Genomic DNA, 15,122 nt, shown 5'->3' with positions numbered 1-15,122 from the left:
GGGTCGATGCCGGACCGGCCCGCATTGACGCCGCAACGACACTGGGGCAGTGACGCTGCGTTTACGGCGGCGGTGCGATGTCTTCCTTCTCCCTTGCGATCTTCGACTATGACGGAACGCTGGCCGACAGCTTTCCGTGGTTCTGCTCGGTGCTCAACCAGACGGCCCGGCAGTTCGGCTTTCGCGAGGTGGCGGAGGACGAGATCGACGAATTGCGCGCGCTTGGATCCCGCGAGGTCGTTGCCCGCCTGGGTGTCGCCAAATGGAAGTTGCCGGCGATTGCCATGCACATGCGCAAGCTGAGCGCCGAAAGCCGCGATGCGGTTGCACTGTTCCCCGGAGTTGAGCCGATGCTTGCGAGCCTTGCCGCAAGCAACATCAGTGTTGCCATCGTCAGTTCCAACAACGAAGACACCATCCGCCGGACGCTTGGGCCGGCTGCGGCTCATGTCAGCCACTTCCAGTGCGGCGCGTCGCTGTGGGGCAAAAGCGCGATGTTCAAGGCCGTTATCAAGCGCGTTGGCGCCGACAGGCGGCGCGCCATCGCCATCGGCGACGAGGTTCGAGACATCGAGGCGGCTCGAGGCGCAGGCATCGCGGCCGGCGCCGTGACCTTCGGCTACAATGCAGGCGCCACCTTGCGCGCCCACGGGCCCGATCTGGTGTTTGACGACTATGCCGAACTGGTCGCGAAGCTGACCGGCTGACCGGGTTGCGGCACTGCTGGTCGCCTGATGCACCGATACGCCCTGATTTGCATGCGATCGGCACGTCGAGCCGCCGGGGGCACAAAAAAACGGCCACCGTGTTCCCACGATGGCCGTTGTCGTTCGGATCGAGCGGAGCCTCAGCCCCTGAGTTCTCTCCGTAGGATCTTGCCGACATTGGTCTTCGGCAGTTCGGTGCGGAACTCGATGTATTTGGGCCGCTTGTAGCCGGTCAGGTTTTCGCGGCAGTAGGCGATCAGCGTCTCGACGGTGAGGTCGGGATCCTTGCGCACGACGAACAGCTTCGGCACTTCGCCCGAATGCTCGTCCGGCACGCCGACGGCGGCGACCTCGAGCACGCCGGGATGCTGGGCGACGACGTCCTCGAGCTCATTGGGGTAGACGTTGAAGCCCGAGACGAGAATCATGTCCTTCTTGCGGTCGACGATCTTGGTGAAGCCGCGCTCGTCCATGAAGCCCATGTCACCCGACTTGAAGAAGCCGTCCGAGGTCATCACCTTGGCGGTCTCGTCGGGGCGGTTCCAGTAGCCTGCCATGACTTGCGGGCCCCGGATGCAGATCTCGCCGACCTCGCCGAGCGGCATGTCGTTGTCGTTCTCGTCGCGGATGGCGATGTCGGTCGAGGGCAGGGGCAGGCCGATGGTGCCGGTGAAGTCGGGCGACGAGCACTTGTTGGCGGTCGCCACCGGCGAGGTTTCCGACAGGCCATAACCTTCGGTGATGTGGTTGCCGGTCGCCTTCTTCCAGCGCTCTGCCACCGGCCGCTGAACCGCCATGCCGCCGCCGAGCGACAGGATCAGGCCCGAGAAGTCGAGCTTGCGGAAGTCCTCGTTGTTGGTCAGCGCGTTGAACAGCGTGTTGAGGCCGGGGAAGATGTTGAACTGGAACTTGCCCAGTTCCTTGACGAAGCCGGGAATGTCGCGCGGGTTGGGGATCAGCACGTTGAGCGCGCCCTGCTGCATGCCCATCAGCGCGTTCACGGTGAGCGCGAAGATATGATAGAGCGGCAGCGCACAGACGAAGGTCAGGTGCGGCGGCTTCGGACGCACCGTGTAGGCGTCCTCCACCCACAGCGCCAACTGGGCGACGTTGGCGAGCACGTTGGAGTGGATCAGCATCGCGCCCTTTGAGACGCCCGTGGTGCCGCCGGTATATTGCAGGAAGGCGATGTCGGAGGCAGCGACAGTGGCCGGCTTGAAGCTGAGGCCTGCACCTTCCTTGAGCGCCGCCATGAACTTGACATGGCCGGGCAGCGACCAGGCCGGCACCAGCTTCTTGACCTTGCGCACGACGAGATTGACCAGCAGGCCCTTGAGGCCGAGCATCTCGCCCATCGAGGCCACGACGACATGCTTGACCTCGGTCTTGGCGATGACGGCCTGCAGCGTGGTGGCGAAGTTTTCGAGGATGATGATGGCCTGGGCGCCGGAATCCTTGAGCTGGTGCTCGAGTTCGCGCGGTGTGTACAGCGGGTTGACGTTCACCACAGTGTAGCCGGCGCGCAGGACAGCCATCATTGCGACCGGGTACTGCAGCACGTTCGGCATCATGATGGCGACGCGGGCGCCCTTGGCGAGGCCCTTCGACTGAAGCCATGCGCCGAAGGCCGTCGACATGCGCTCGAGCTCGCCATAGCTCAGCGATTTGCCCATGCACGAAAACGCCGGGCGGCCGGCATATTGGCGGCAGGCTTCGGTCAACAGATCCCCGATCGAGCTGTAAGCGAGCGGCGGCATCTCGGCCGGAACGTTGGCCGGGTAGCTCTTCAGCCACGGCTTGTCGCCGGACCTCGCTGCTGCCTTGGCAGGTGCCGCAGGCTTGGCTGCTGGCGCCGGCTTCGCGGTGGGGGCTGCTGCTGCCTTGGCGGCGGGTTTTGCCGCTGCTGACTTTGCAGCAGGCTTCGCCTTGGCAACAGGCCCGGGCGTTTCAGCAACGTTTGCCGGTGCCGCGACCGCAGGCGCCGATGCCGCGATCTTCGATGCGGCAGGTTTGGCGGCGCTTTTCGCCTTGGCCGGAGCGGCCTTTGCAGCCGCTTTCGGCGCTGTGGCTTTTGGCTTGGCTTCGGTCTTGGTTGCGGGCTTCGCGGCAACAGGCTTGGATGCCGCCGGCTTTGCCGCAGCCGGCTTTGGCGCTGCCGCCTTTGGCTTGACTGCTACGGCTTCGGTCTTCGCGGCAACAGGCTTGGATGCGGCTGGCTTCGCTTCGGATTTCTGAGCCGGCTTGGCGGCCGGCTTGCTCGCTGGGGCCGCGGACTTCGGCGCTGCGGCCGCCTTTGCCGGCTTTGGAGCCGCTGCCTTGGCAGGTGCCGGCTTGGCGGCGGTCGCCTTGGCCGCGGGTTTGGTTTCGGGCTTGGTCGTATCGGCTGGCTTGGCGGCCGCCTTGGTGGTTGCGGACTTCGCCGTGCTCGCCTTGCCGGTAGATTTGGCCAATGCATCCTCCCTTGTTGTTCTTGTTTCCGGCGGCAACGATCCGCCGGCTTTTGCCCTCGTCCACGTCGCAGCGCCGCAAGAACAGTGCCGCGTCGGGGCATGTTGTAGTTGTTTGTATTGCCACCTGACGTTAACGGCAAGTATCACCCAACGTCACCTCGCAGAACGAATTTTAGGATTCGCAGTTATATCGGCCCGGCCCAGCAACAGCGCCGCAATTGCCATCGGTCGCGATGATAAAACCTGTCGCCGGCGAATCTAACGCGAAGTGCAAATATCTGGCCGGCCAATGGAAAACACGAATTTTCGACTATTTCGCAGGCATCTGTGGGTAAATTATTCTGCTTACCAAAGGGCAGGTAGGCGGGGAGTTCCAAAGCTGGATAAACGGTGCTTATATGCGCGCCTGCGAGCCTGACGGGTAGGGCTTGGGAAAAATCATAGGGAGTGTTCAATGTTGAAAAAAACGACCTTTGCGGCCGCGTTGCTGGCTGCAACCGTCCTCAGCGGTGCGGCGAGCGCAAAGACGTTCGTCTACTGCTCGGAAGGTTCGCCGGAAGGCTTTGATCCGGGCCTCTATACCGCCGGTACGACCTTCGACGCCGCCGCGCACACCGTCTACAACCGCCTGCTCGAGTTCAAGAAGGGCACCACCGAAACCGAGCCGGGCCTGGCCGAGAGCTACACTGTTTCCGACGACGGCCTCGAGTACACCTTCAAGCTGCGTCCAGGCGTCAAGTACCAGACCACCGAGTTCTTCACGCCGACCCGCGACTTCAACGCCGACGACGTCGTTTTCTCGTTCGAGCGCCAGCTGAAGGCCGACAATCCCTGGAACAAGTACGTGACCGGCGCTTCGTGGGAATACGCTGCCGGCATGGGCTTCCCGGAAGTGATCAAGTCGGTCGAGAAGGTCGACGACCTGACGGTCAAGATCACCCTGACCCGCAAGGAAGCGCCGTTCCTCGCCAACATCGCGATGCCGTTCGCTTCGATCGTGTCGAAGGAATATGCCGACAAGCTGCAGGCTGACGGCAAGATGAACCAGATGAACCAGATGCCGCTCGGCACCGGTCCGTTCGCGTTCGTCGCTTACCAGCAGGACGCCATCATCCGCTACAAGGCCAACCCGGATTACTGGGGCGGCAAGCAGAAGATCGACGACCTGGTCTTTGCGATCACCCCTGACGCTTCGGTTCGCTATCAGAAGCTGAAGGCCGGCGAATGCCACCTGATGCCGTTCCCGAACGCTGCCGACGTGGCTGCGATGAAGGCCGATACGAACCTGAAGGTCGTGGAACAGGCTGGCCTCAACGTCGCCTACCTCGCCTACAACACCACCCAGGCTCCGTTCGACAAGCCGGAAGTCCGCAAGGCGCTCAACCAGGCCATCAACAAGCAGGCCATCGTCGACGCCGTGTTCCAGGGTGCTGCAACGCCGGCGACCAACCCGATCCCGCCGACCATGTGGTCGTACAACAAGGCCGTCGAAGACGACAAGTACGATCCGGAAGCATCGAAGAAGGGGCTTGAAGCCGCTGGCGTCAAGGACCTCAAGATGAAGGTCTGGGCGATGCCGGTTTCGCGTCCCTACATGCTCAACGCCCGCCGCGCGGCGGAGCTGATCCAGTCCGATTTCGCCAAGGTTGGCGTGACGGTCGAGATCGTCTCCTACGAGTGGGCCGAATATCTCGACAAGTCGAAGGCCAAGGATCGTGACGGCGCCGTCATGCTCGGCTGGACCGGCGACAATGGCGATCCGGACAACTTCCTCGACACCCTGCTCGGTTGCGACGCTGTCGGCGGCAACAACCGCGCCCAGTGGTGCAACAAGGAGTTCGACGATCTGGTGACGAAGGCCAAGGAGACCTCCGACATTGCCGAGCGCACCAAGCTCTACGAGCAGGCGCAGGTCTTGTTCAAGAAGGATGCTCCCTGGGCAACGATCGACCACTCGCTGTCGATCGTTCCGATGCGCAAGGGCGTCGAAGGCTTCGTCCAGAGCCCGCTCGGCGACTTCGCTTTCGACGGTGTTGACATCACGGAGTAAGGTTGCCTAAACAGGCCAACCTTGGGTTGGGGCGCTTGGATCACAAGCGCCCCAATGCACATTTTGTGCTACCCTTACCTTTTCTCGGAACATTCACTTAAAGGTTCGACATGCTCCGGTTCCTGTTGGGACGGCTCGCCGTCCTGATCCCGACATTCATCGGGGTCTCCATCATCGCATTCTCCTTCATCCGTCTGCTGCCCGGCGATCCAGTCGCCCTGCTTTCCGGCGAGCGCGTCATGTCGCCGGAGCGCCACGCGGAAATCTCCGCCCAGCTCGGTTTCGACCGGCCCATCGTCATCCAGTACCTCGACTATCTCTGGGGCGTGGTGCGTGGCGATTTCGGCACCTCGATCGTCACCAAGAGGCCTGTCGTCGACCAGTTCTTCGAACTGTTCCCGGCGACGGTCGAACTGTCACTCTGCGCTATCATCTTCGCCGTCGTGCTCGGCGTCCCGGCAGGCATCATCGCTGCGATCAAGCGCGGTTCCTTCGCCGACCAGGCGATGATGGGCACCGCCCTTGTCGGCTTCTCGATGCCGATCTTCTGGTGGGGCCTGCTGCTGATCATGCTTGTTTCGGGCATGCTCGGCTGGACGCCCGTCTCCGGTCGCATCTCGCTGATGTTCTATTTCCCGCCCGTCACCGGCTTCATGCTGATCGACTCGCTGCTTTCAGGCCAGGCAGGCGCCTTCAAGTCGGCCGTCAGCCACCTGATCCTTCCGACCATCGTTCTGGGCACCATCCCGCTCGCCGTCATCGCGCGCCAGACGCGCTCCGCGATGCTGGAGGTGCTGTCCGAGGACTATGTACGGACCGCGCGCGCCAAGGGCCTGTCGACCTTCCGTGTCGTCGGCGTCCATGCGCTCCGCAACGCCATGATCCCTGTTGTCACGACAGTCGGCCTGCAGGTCGGCGTGATGCTGGCCGGGGCGATCCTGACCGAGACGATCTTCTCCTGGCCGGGCATCGGCAAGTGGATGGTCGATTCCGTGTCGCGGCGCGACTACGCCGTCATCCAGGGTGGCCTGCTCATGATCGCTGCCGTGATCATGCTGGTGAACCTTGCGGTCGACCTGATGTACGGCCTCATCAACCCGCGTATCCGGCACTAGGAGGGCACGATGTCTCAAGCTGCTGCAACCAGTGCTGTCTCGACCGATCCGTCCCGCCGGGCGCGACTGGCCGAGTTCTGGTACTACTTCTCCGAAAACCGCGGTGCCGTCATCGGCCTCGTGTTCTTCATCTTCCTCGTGCTCTTGGCGATCTTCGCACCGCTGATCGCGCCGCATGATCCGACCCAGCAATATCGCGACGCGGTTCTGGTTCCGCCGGTCTGGCAGGAGGGCGGCCGCGCCGACTTTCTGCTCGGCACCGACGCCGTCGGCCGCGACATGCTTTCGCGCCTGGTCTACGGCACCCAGTTCTCGCTCTTCGTCGGCGTCATCGTGACGGCGCTGTCGCTGGTCGTCGGCGTCGTCTTCGGCGTCATCGCCGGCTATTTCCGTGGCTGGGTCGATACCGCCATCATGCGCGTGATGGACATCATCCTGGCCTTCCCGTCGCTGCTGCTGGCCCTGGTGCTGGTGGCGATCCTCGGGCCGGGCCTGGTCAACGCGATGATCGCCATCTCGCTCGTCTACCAGCCGCATTTCGTGCGCCTGGCACGCGCCGCGGTGATGAGCGAAAAGACCCGCGACTACGTCGTCGCCGCCAAGGTGGCCGGTGCCGGCCATACCCGCCTGATGTTCAAGACCATCCTGCCGAACTGCATGGCACCGCTGATCGTCCAGGCGACGCTGTCGTTTTCTTCAGCCATTCTCGATGCCGCCGCACTCGGCTTTCTCGGCATGGGCGCGCAGCCGCCGACCCCGGAATGGGGCACGATGCTGGCCGAGGCTCGCGAGTTTATCCAGAGCAAGTGGTGGGTGGTGACGCTTCCGGGCGTGGCGATCCTGATCACCGTGCTGGCGATCAACCTGATGGGCGATGGCCTGCGCGACGCACTCGACCCCAAGCTGAAGAGGTCCTGAGATGGCACTTCTTGAAATCGAAAACCTGGTCGTCGAGTTCGAGACGGCCTCCGGTCCCTTCCGTGCCGTCAACGGCGTCTCGATGAAGGTCCACGAGGGCGAGGTTCTCGCCATCGTCGGCGAGTCCGGCTCGGGCAAGTCGGTGTCGATGCTGGCGGCGATGGGCTTGCTGCCCTGGACGGCCAAGGTCACCGCCGACAAGCTGACCTTCAACGGCCGCGACCTGCTCGGAATGCCGGCAAACGAACGGCGCAAGATTATCGGCAAGGACATTGCCATGATCTTCCAGGAGCCGGTGGCGAGCCTCAACCCGTGCTTCACCGTCGGCTTCCAGATCGAGGAAGTGCTGCGCGTGCATATGGGCCTCGACAAGGCTGCGCGCCGCAAGCGCGCGATCGAGCTGTTCCAGGCGGTTGGCATCCCAGACCCGGCTGAGCGTCTCAATTCCTACCCGCACCAGATGTCCGGCGGTCAGTGCCAGCGCGTGATGATCGCCATCGCGATTGCCTGCAATCCGAAGCTGCTCATCGCCGACGAGCCGACCACAGCACTCGACGTGACGATCCAGAAGCAGATCCTCGACCTCTTGATGAAGCTGCAGGCCGACCATGGCATGGGCTTGATCATGATCACCCACAACATGGGCGTCGTGGCCGAGACTGCCGACCGTGTGGTCGTGCAGTACAAGGGCCGCAAGATGGAAGAAGCCGACGTGCTGACGCTGTTCGAAAACCCGAAGAGCAACTACACGCGCGCGCTCTTGGCGGCACTGCCTGACAATGCGACCGGCGACCGCCTGCCGACGATCTCGGAACTGTTCGTCGACGACCAGGCGGAAGGAGCTGCACGATGAGCGTCATTCTCGAAGCGCGCAACATCGTGCGCGACTACCACGTGCCCGGCAGCTTTCTGAAGAAGGCCAAGACCGTTCACGCCGTCAAGGGCGTGAGCTTCCAGGTCGAGAAGGGCAAGACGCTGGCGATCGTCGGCGAAAGCGGCTGCGGCAAATCCACGCTCGGCCGCATCCTGACGCTGATCGACCCGGCGACGTCGGGCGAGCTGTTGATCGAAGGCAAGACCGTCGACATCGCCAAGGGCGACCTGACGCCCGAGATGCGCCGCAAGGTGCAGATCGTGTTCCAGAACCCTTATGGCTCGCTCAATCCGCGCCAGAAGATCGGCGACATCCTGACCGAGCCGCTGGTCATCAACACCAAGACGCCGGCCGACGAACGCCGCGACCGGGCGATGACGTTGTTGAAGAAGGTCGGCCTCGAAGAGAAGCATTACAACCGCTATCCGCATATGTTCTCGGGCGGCCAGCGCCAGCGCATCGCCATCGCGCGTGCGCTGATGCTGAACCCGAAGCTGCTGGTGCTGGACGAGCCTGTGTCGGCGCTCGATCTGTCGGTGCAGGCCCAGGTGCTGAACCTGCTCGCAGACCTGCAGGACGAGTTCCAGCTGACCTACGTCTTCATCAGCCACGACCTTTCGGTGGTGCGCTACATCGCCGATGAGGTGATGGTGATGTATTTTGGCGAGGCGGTCGAATATGGCAGCCGCGACGAGGTCTTCGCCGACCCCAAGCACAGCTATACCAAGACGCTGTTTGCAGCGACGCCGCGTGCCGATGTCGAGAGCATCCGCGCGCGCCTAGCCAGGAAGAAAGCCGCCTGACCGGCTGGCGACTATGACTGACCGACCATTGCTTCGGCCCGGAAATCGACAACGGTTTCCGGGCCGAAGCTTTTCCGGACCTGTTCTCGCACTGATAGGCCGCGCACGTAGCACAATGTTTTGGGCCAGCGGCCCAAAACGCCAATTTCGTCTCTCGCAAAAAGGCTTTCCCGGATCATAATCCCGGCCATCATCACTACAGCGCCGCGCGCTCACTTGGACGCGCAAAGGACGTTGTGAATTCTGGATCGGTGCATGATCCTTTCCGAAAATCGATTCCGATTTTCGGCGTCATGCACCAGGGCCCGGCGACGCCGCCGTGCCGAGGGCTTGGAGGCCGACATGGCGGGTTTTGAGATTTCGAGACGCAAGGTTCTGGCGGGATCGGCGTTCCTGCTGGCCTCGACGGCACTGCCCTCGATCGGCTGGGCGCAGGCAAAGAAGGGCCGCCGGCTGGTCGTTGCGGCAGATTCCGAGCCGCGCAACCTGAACCCGGCGATCGTTGCCTCCAATGGCGTGTTTTTCGTCGCGAGCAAGGTAGTCGAGCCGCTGGCGGAGGCCTCGTTCGACGGCGAGGACGGGCTCGAGCCGCGGCTGGCGACAAGCTGGGAAGGTTCGGCCGACGGCCTGTCCGTCACCTTCAAGCTGCGCGAGGGCGTGACCTGGCACGACGGTCAGCCATTCAGCTCGGCCGACGTGGCGTTTTCGGCACTCGATGTCTGGAAGCCGCTGCAAAATCTCGGCCGCGTCGTGTTCAAGAACCTGGAGGCGGTGGAGACGCCGGACGCAAACACCGCCGTGTTCAAGTTCTCCAAGCCGACGCCGCTGCAGCTGATCAAGAACGCGCTGCCGGCGCTTACGTCGGTGGTGCCGAAGCATGTCTATGACGGCAAGGATATTGCCGAGAACCCGGCCAATAACGCGCCGATCGGCACCGGACCCTTCAAGTTCGCCGAGCACAAGGCGGGCGAATATTACCGGCTGGAGCGTTACGACAAATACTGGGGCGAAGGCGAGCCTCAGCTCGACGAGATCATCTATCGCGTGCTGCCCGACCGCGCCGCGGCCGCCGGCGCGCTGGAGGCGGAAGAGATCCAGCTTGCGGCTTTCTCTGCCGTGCCGTTGGCCGATCTCGAGCGCATCTCCAAGGTTCCCGGTATCAAGGTCATCACTGAAGGCTACGAAGCGTTGACCTACCAACTGGTGGTCGAGATCAATCATCGCCGCAAGGAGCTGGCCGACCTCAAGGTGCGCCAGGCGATCGCCCATGCCATTGACAAGGATTTCGTCGTCAAGACGATCTTCCTGGGCTATGCCAAGCCGGCGACCGGCATCGTGCCGCAGAACGACAAGCAGTTCTACACGCCTGATGTTGCGACCTATGGCTTCGACGTCGCCAAGGCGAACGCACTGCTGGATGAAGCCGGCTATCCGAAGAAGGATGACGGCAAGCGTTTTGCGCTCAAGCTTCTGCCGGCGCCCTATTTCAACGAGACCAGGCAGTTCGGCGACTATCTGCGCCAGGCGCTGGCCGCCGTCGGCATCGATGCCGAGATCGTCAACAACGATTCTGCCGCCCACCAGAAGGCCGTCTACACCGAGCACGCCTTCGACATCGCCATCGCCCCGCCGGTGTTCCGCGGCGACCCGGCGATCTCGACGACGATCCTGGTGCAGTCGGGTATTCCTGACGGTGTGCCCTTCTCCAACCAGGGCGGCTACAAGAACGACGAACTCGACGCGCTGATCGCCAAGGCGGCGGAGACGCTGGATCCGGCGGCGCGCATCGAGCTCTACAAGCAGTTCCAGAAGAAGGTGGCGGCCGACCTGCCGCTGATCAATGTGGCCGAATGGGGCTTCATCACCGTCGCGCGCGACACGGTGAAGAACGTGTCGAACAACCCGCGCTGGGCGGTCTCGAACTGGGCGGACACCTATGTCGAAACGTGACATCATCGCCTGAGCTGGGATGATGATCCGTTACTGAGCATGCCCCTGGAAGTCGCAGTGCCTGAACCTACCGCCACCCCTTACGCCTCCCCACAGAGCGTAAGGGGACATGATGCCGCGTGCCCTTCATTTGGCGCGCGGTTCATCTTGACGGGGCAGGCGACCCCAGAATTCCCCTTCCCCTTGTGGGGGGCTAGGGGTGGGGGCAATTTCTTCACTCCGGCAACCCCCAACGGGCTGCTCGGGGCACTTTCCCCACAAGGGGCAGGGTAATGAATCGCGCCTGGGGCCTGTTGAAGCGCCGGCTGATCGGCAGCATTCCGGTGCTGCTGATCGTGGTTGTCGGCTCGTTCCTGCTGCTCGAGGCGGCGCCCGGCGACGCTGTCGATGCTTACGTCGCCTCGGTCGGCGGCGACGCCGGCATGATCGAGGCGCTGCGGACCAGCTGGGGCCTCGATGCCTCGCCGATGACGCGGCTCGCCGCCTATCTCTGGGCGCTGCTCCATCTTGATCTCGGCCACTCGGTCGCCTTCTCCCGCCCGGTGCTCGACGTTGTGCTGGAGCGGCTGCCGAACACGCTGCTTTTGATGGGGGCGGCAACGGCGCTGTCCTTCGCGCTTGGCACCACGCTCGGCATCCTGGCTGGCGCGCGGCCAGGCAGCGCCCGCGACCGGCTTCTGTCGATCGGTTCGCTGGCGCTCTATGCCGTGCCCGGCTTCTGGCTGGCGCTGGTGCTGACCATCGTCTTTTCGGTCGAGCTGCGCTGGCTGCCGCTCTCGGGCATGGAGACCATCGCCTCCGGCAAGACCGGCATCGCCCGCATGCTCGACATCGCCAGGCACATGGTGCTGCCGGTGACGAGCCTCGGCCTGATCTATCTCGCGCTCTATCTCAGAATGATGCGGGCCGGCATGGCCGAGGTCTGGCGCATGGACTTTACCCTGGCCGCCCGTGCGCGCGGCATCCCCAGGCGGCGCATCGTGCTCGCCCATGTCGCGCGCAACGCGCTGCTGCCGCTGGTCACCATGCTCGGCCTGCAGTCGGCGCAGATGCTGGGCGGCAGCGTGGTGATCGAAAGCGTGTTTTCGGTGCCGGGTCTCGGCCGGCTGGCGCAAGAGGCCGTGGGCTCGCGTGACACGCCGCTGCTGATCGGCATCATTCTGGTCAGCGCCTTCCTGGTGATCGTCATCAACCTGCTTGTCGACATCGCCTATGCCGTGCTCGACCCGCGCGTTGGCGCGAGCGAGGTCAAAGCATGAGCCTCTCTCGTCTGTTTCGCACGCCGGAGGCCGCCGCCGGCCTGGTCATCCTTGGCCTGCTTGTCGCCATGGCAGTCGCCGCGCCGTGGCTGTTCCCACGCGACCCGCTGGCGATTGCCGGCCAGCCGCTCTTGCCCCCGTTCCAGGACTGGGCCCTGCCGCTCGGCACTGACCGCCTTGGCCGCGATGTGGTCGCTGGGCTGTTCCATGGCGCCCGCACCTCGCTGGCCGTCGGGCTTGCTGCCGCTGCCGCCTCGATCCTCGTCGGCAGCATCGTCGGCACGGTGGCCGGCTTTACCGGCGGGCTTGTCGACGAAGTGCTGATGCGTATCACCGACGCCTTCCAGACAGTGCCGGGCTTCTTGCTGTCGCTGGCGCTGGTCAGTGTCGTCGGGCCGTCGCTTTCGGTCGTGGTGGCAGCGATCGCGCTCAGCGCCTGGACCGGCCCGACGCGCATCGCGCGTGCCGAAGTGCTGTCGATCCGCGAGCGCGACTATGTCGCTTCGGCGCGGGTGATCGGCATGCATCCGGTCGAGATCGCCTTCCGCGAGGTGCTGCCCAATGCGTTGCCACCGGTCTTGGCGCTGTCGTCGGTAATCGTTGCCGCCGCCATCCTGACCGAGGCGGCGCTGTCCTTCCTCGGTCTCGGCGACCCCAACCGCGTCACCTGGGGCGGCATGATCGCGGAGGGCAGGGCGGTGCTGCGGTCGGCGCCTTACCTCTCCGTCATCCCCGGTGTCGCGCTGGTGCTTTCAGTCCTCGGCGTCTACCTCGCCGGCGAAGGCGTGGTTGAAGGCACGGCGGCACGGGAGGGGCAGGCATGAAGCCGCTGCTCGAACTGCGTGGTCTCGGCGTGTGCTACAACGGCGCAGTGGCGCCGGCGCTCGAAGGCGTCGACCTCGATCTGGCCGCCGGCGAAAGGCTGGCGATCATCGGCGAGAGTGGCTCGGGCAAAAGTACGCTGGCCCGGGCCATATCAGGGCTGCTGCCGCAGACGGCGAGACTTCAGGGCACCGTCGCATGGCCGGGGCTCGATCATCCGGCGCGCAACGGCCGCGACATCGGCTTCGTCTTCCAGGATCCGGCTTCGAGCCTCGATCCGGTCATGTCGGTCGGCGACCAGGTCGCCGAGGTGGCGCACGCCAATCTCGACATCGACTGGGGTGCTGCACGGCGGCTGGCGGTCGAACTGCTGGACAGGGTGAAATTGCCGGAGCCCGAGGCGCTGGCGCGGGCATATCCGCATCAGTTGTCGGGCGGACAGAAACAGCGCGTGGTGATCGCAGCGGCCATCGTGGCGTGTCCGAAACTGCTGATCGCCGACGAAGCGACGAGCGCGCTCGACACCATCGTCCAGGCCGAGATCGTGGCGCTGATCCGCCGGCTCGTGGCCGAGGATGGCATGGCGCTGCTGTTCGTCAGCCATGACATAGCACTTGCCGCCAACCTGGCCGACCGCATCGCCGTGTTCCGTCACGGCCGCATGGTCGAAATGGCGGCGACGGCCGAGTTGCTGGCGCGGCCAAGGAGCGACTACAGCCGCGCGCTGCTGGCGGCACATCTGGGGCTGAAAGCCCATTCTGGTGCCAGCCGATGAGCGCGCTGCTGCAGGTCGAGGGGCTGTCGAAGCGCTACTGGCGCGGCGACAGGGATTTCTCCGCCCTCGATGGCATTTCCTTTTCTATTGCGCCGGGGGAGACGCTGGCGCTGGTCGGACCCTCCGGCTCGGGCAAGTCGACGGTGGCGCGTATCCTGCTGCGGCTGGTCGAGCCCGATGCCGGCAGCATCCGCTTCAACGGCGAGGAACTGTTGGGATTGCGGGGGGCAGCCTTGAGGGCCACCCGGACGAAGCTGCAGATGGTGTTCCAGGATCCGCTGGCGGCATTCAACCCGCGCGCCACGGTGGCCCGCCTGATCGACGATCCGCTGCGCATTCACGGCATCGTCGGGCGCGCCGATCGACCCAAGGCAATCGCAGCGCTGCTGGAGCGTGTCGGTCTCGCCGCCGAGCTCGCCAGCCGTCGCGTGCACGAAATATCGGGCGGCCAGCGCCAGCGCGTGGCGATCGCGCGCGCGCTTGCTGCCCGGCCGGCGCTGATCGTGCTCGACGAAGCGTTGTCGGCGCTGGACGTGCTGGTGCGCGGCGACATCCTCAACCTGCTTGCCGAGCTGCAACGGGACGAGGGCGTCGCCTATCTCTTCATCTCCCACGACCTTGGTGCGGTGCGCGCCGTAGCCCACCGCATCGCGATCATGGACAGCGGTCGTATCGTCGAAGAGGGCGACGCCGCCGCCGTGATAGCCGCGCCCGCCTCGGCCACGGGCCGGGCGCTGGTGGCGGCCACGCCGGAACTGCCTGTGTTCCCAAGGTTGCCTGTTTTCAAGGAGACCGTTTCGTGACCGAACATGCCATGCGCGCCGAAAAGCTCGCTGCCGAACTTGACTCCGCCTTTCGCAACCGCGCCGATCTCTACCGGCTGATGCTGGATGAACTTGCCGCCGAGCTTGGCGACGCCAAGGCGGAAGAAGTCCTGGTGAGGGCGATTGAGAAGCGCGGCCGCGAGGTCGCACAGGTGGCGTTCGCCAGCTTCGGGCCGAACGATGCGCGCGCCATCGGCGAGGCCTTCCTGGCCGTCAGTCCGGATGGCGGGCGCATGTACCCCACCGATGTCGAGCGCAGCGACCATCACATCGCCTTCAAGGTCAAGCGCTGTCCGCTCAAGGACGCCTGGGTGGGGGCCGGTGTCGGCGACGACAGGCTGGCGACCTTGTGCCGGATCGCCGGCGCTTTCGACCGCGGCCTGTTCGAGGCGACCGGTGTGCGCTTCGAAAACGTCACCTGGAAGCCGGGCCATGGCTCCGGCTGCTGCCACATCTGCCTGACCGACCGCGATATCTGAGATCGCACTTGGCGCGGCTGACGGGTGCAGCGGCGATGGGCCTTGGCGGTTGTATTGGTGCGTTTGCGTCGCGAAAATCGCTTCGCGCTTTTCCTC

At 64.4% G+C, this 15,122-nt stretch carries 13 protein-coding genes; 12 read left to right on the top strand and 1 reads right to left on the bottom strand.

The genetic code is table 11. The features are described 5' to 3' along the window. Window positions 1–77 precede the first annotated feature (77 nt). Window positions 78–707 (top strand): HAD hydrolase-like protein, encoded by a 630-nt coding sequence (locus IG197_RS09695; protein WP_192318503.1) that lies wholly within the window; start codon window positions 78–80, stop codon window positions 705–707. A 140-nt stretch (window positions 708–847) separates the two neighbouring features. Here IG197_RS09695 and IG197_RS09690 read toward each other — a convergent pair whose 3' ends face one another. Next, window positions 848–3,157 (bottom strand): long-chain fatty acid--CoA ligase, encoded by a 2,310-nt coding sequence (locus IG197_RS09690; RefSeq protein WP_192318501.1) that lies wholly within the window; start codon window positions 3,155–3,157, stop codon window positions 848–850. Between the two features lie 454 nt (window positions 3,158–3,611). Between IG197_RS09690 and IG197_RS09685 the strand changes: the two genes are divergently transcribed. The 11 genes from IG197_RS09685 to IG197_RS09635 all read left to right on the top strand — a co-directional run bounded on the left by IG197_RS09685 (window position 3,612) and on the right by IG197_RS09635 (window position 15,026). Then, the gene (locus IG197_RS09685) at window positions 3,612–5,207 is read left to right on the top strand and encodes an ABC transporter substrate-binding protein (protein WP_192318499.1); all 1,596 of its coding nucleotides are present in this window, start codon (window positions 3,612–3,614) and stop codon (window positions 5,205–5,207) included. 110 nt (window positions 5,208–5,317) lie between these two features. Beyond that, the gene (locus IG197_RS09680; protein WP_192318497.1) at window positions 5,318–6,322 is read left to right on the top strand and encodes an ABC transporter permease subunit; all 1,005 of its coding nucleotides are present in this window, start codon (window positions 5,318–5,320) and stop codon (window positions 6,320–6,322) included. Window positions 6,323–6,331: 9 nt separating this feature from the next. Further along, a complete protein-coding gene (locus tag IG197_RS09675) occupies window positions 6,332–7,240 on the top strand; it encodes an ABC transporter permease subunit (protein WP_067965488.1) in 909 nt (302 codons plus the stop codon). A gap of 1 nt (window position 7,241) precedes the next feature. After that, window positions 7,242–8,093 carry an ABC transporter ATP-binding protein gene (locus tag IG197_RS09670; RefSeq protein WP_192318495.1) on the top strand — a complete coding sequence of 284 codons (852 nt, stop codon included), beginning with the start codon at window positions 7,242–7,244 and terminating at the stop codon, window positions 8,091–8,093. Further along, window positions 8,090–8,917: an ABC transporter ATP-binding protein gene (locus IG197_RS09665; protein ID WP_067965486.1), complete on the top strand. Its 828-nt coding sequence runs from the start codon at window positions 8,090–8,092 to the stop codon at window positions 8,915–8,917. The genes IG197_RS09670 and IG197_RS09665 overlap by 4 nt, the downstream gene beginning before the upstream one ends. Window positions 8,918–9,259: 342 nt before the next feature. After that, on the top strand, window positions 9,260–10,867 hold the full coding sequence (locus tag IG197_RS09660; protein ID WP_192318494.1) for an ABC transporter substrate-binding protein: 1,608 nt from the start codon (window positions 9,260–9,262) through the stop codon (window positions 10,865–10,867). A 272-nt stretch (window positions 10,868–11,139) separates the two neighbouring features. Beyond that, on the top strand, window positions 11,140–12,126 hold the full coding sequence (locus tag IG197_RS09655; RefSeq protein ID WP_067965484.1) for an ABC transporter permease: 987 nt from the start codon (window positions 11,140–11,142) through the stop codon (window positions 12,124–12,126). Beyond that, window positions 12,123–12,950: an ABC transporter permease gene (locus IG197_RS09650; RefSeq protein WP_192318492.1), complete on the top strand. Its 828-nt coding sequence runs from the start codon at window positions 12,123–12,125 to the stop codon at window positions 12,948–12,950. The genes IG197_RS09655 and IG197_RS09650 overlap by 4 nt, the downstream gene beginning before the upstream one ends. Continuing rightward, window positions 12,947–13,723, top strand: a complete 777-nt coding sequence (locus IG197_RS09645; RefSeq protein WP_192318490.1) for an ABC transporter ATP-binding protein — start codon at window positions 12,947–12,949, stop codon at window positions 13,721–13,723. Before IG197_RS09650 ends, IG197_RS09645 begins: the two co-directional genes overlap by 4 nt. Next, window positions 13,720–14,526, top strand: a complete 807-nt coding sequence (locus IG197_RS09640) for a dipeptide/oligopeptide/nickel ABC transporter ATP-binding protein (RefSeq protein ID WP_192318488.1) — start codon at window positions 13,720–13,722, stop codon at window positions 14,524–14,526. The genes IG197_RS09645 and IG197_RS09640 overlap by 4 nt, the downstream gene beginning before the upstream one ends. Next, window positions 14,523–15,026, top strand: coding sequence for an L-2-amino-thiazoline-4-carboxylic acid hydrolase (locus IG197_RS09635; protein ID WP_185910217.1), 504 nt, complete (start codon window positions 14,523–14,525; stop codon window positions 15,024–15,026). Before IG197_RS09640 ends, IG197_RS09635 begins: the two co-directional genes overlap by 4 nt. Window positions 15,027–15,122: the final 96 nt, after the last annotated feature.

The sequence above is a fragment of the Aminobacter sp. SR38 genome (genome assembly GCF_014843375.1).
Classification (GTDB): domain Bacteria; phylum Pseudomonadota; class Alphaproteobacteria; order Rhizobiales; family Rhizobiaceae; genus Aminobacter; species Aminobacter ciceronei.
Note: the sequence above shows the minus strand (reverse complement) of the source record. Positions and strands in the feature narration are given on the sequence as shown.

Excerpts from the sequence above, each read along its gene's own strand:
- IG197_RS09660 (WP_192318494.1), top strand. The coding sequence starts at position 9,260 with ATGGCGGGTTTTGAGATTTCGAGACGCAAGGTTCTGGCGGGATCGGCG.
- IG197_RS09680 (WP_192318497.1), top strand. The coding sequence starts at position 5,318 with ATGCTCCGGTTCCTGTTGGGACGGCTCGCCGTCCTGATCCCGACATTC.
- IG197_RS09670 (WP_192318495.1), top strand. The coding sequence starts at position 7,242 with ATGGCACTTCTTGAAATCGAAAACCTGGTCGTCGAGTTCGAGACGGCC.
- IG197_RS09645 (WP_192318490.1), top strand. The coding sequence starts at position 12,947 with ATGAAGCCGCTGCTCGAACTGCGTGGTCTCGGCGTGTGCTACAACGGC.
- IG197_RS09695 (WP_192318503.1), top strand. The coding sequence starts at position 78 with ATGTCTTCCTTCTCCCTTGCGATCTTCGACTATGACGGAACGCTGGCC.
- IG197_RS09675 (WP_067965488.1), top strand. The coding sequence starts at position 6,332 with ATGTCTCAAGCTGCTGCAACCAGTGCTGTCTCGACCGATCCGTCCCGC.
- IG197_RS09655 (WP_067965484.1), top strand. The coding sequence starts at position 11,140 with ATGAATCGCGCCTGGGGCCTGTTGAAGCGCCGGCTGATCGGCAGCATT.
- IG197_RS09665 (WP_067965486.1), top strand. The coding sequence starts at position 8,090 with ATGAGCGTCATTCTCGAAGCGCGCAACATCGTGCGCGACTACCACGTG.
- IG197_RS09685 (WP_192318499.1), top strand. The coding sequence starts at position 3,612 with ATGTTGAAAAAAACGACCTTTGCGGCCGCGTTGCTGGCTGCAACCGTC.
- IG197_RS09640 (WP_192318488.1), top strand. The coding sequence starts at position 13,720 with ATGAGCGCGCTGCTGCAGGTCGAGGGGCTGTCGAAGCGCTACTGGCGC.
- IG197_RS09650 (WP_192318492.1), top strand. The coding sequence starts at position 12,123 with ATGAGCCTCTCTCGTCTGTTTCGCACGCCGGAGGCCGCCGCCGGCCTG.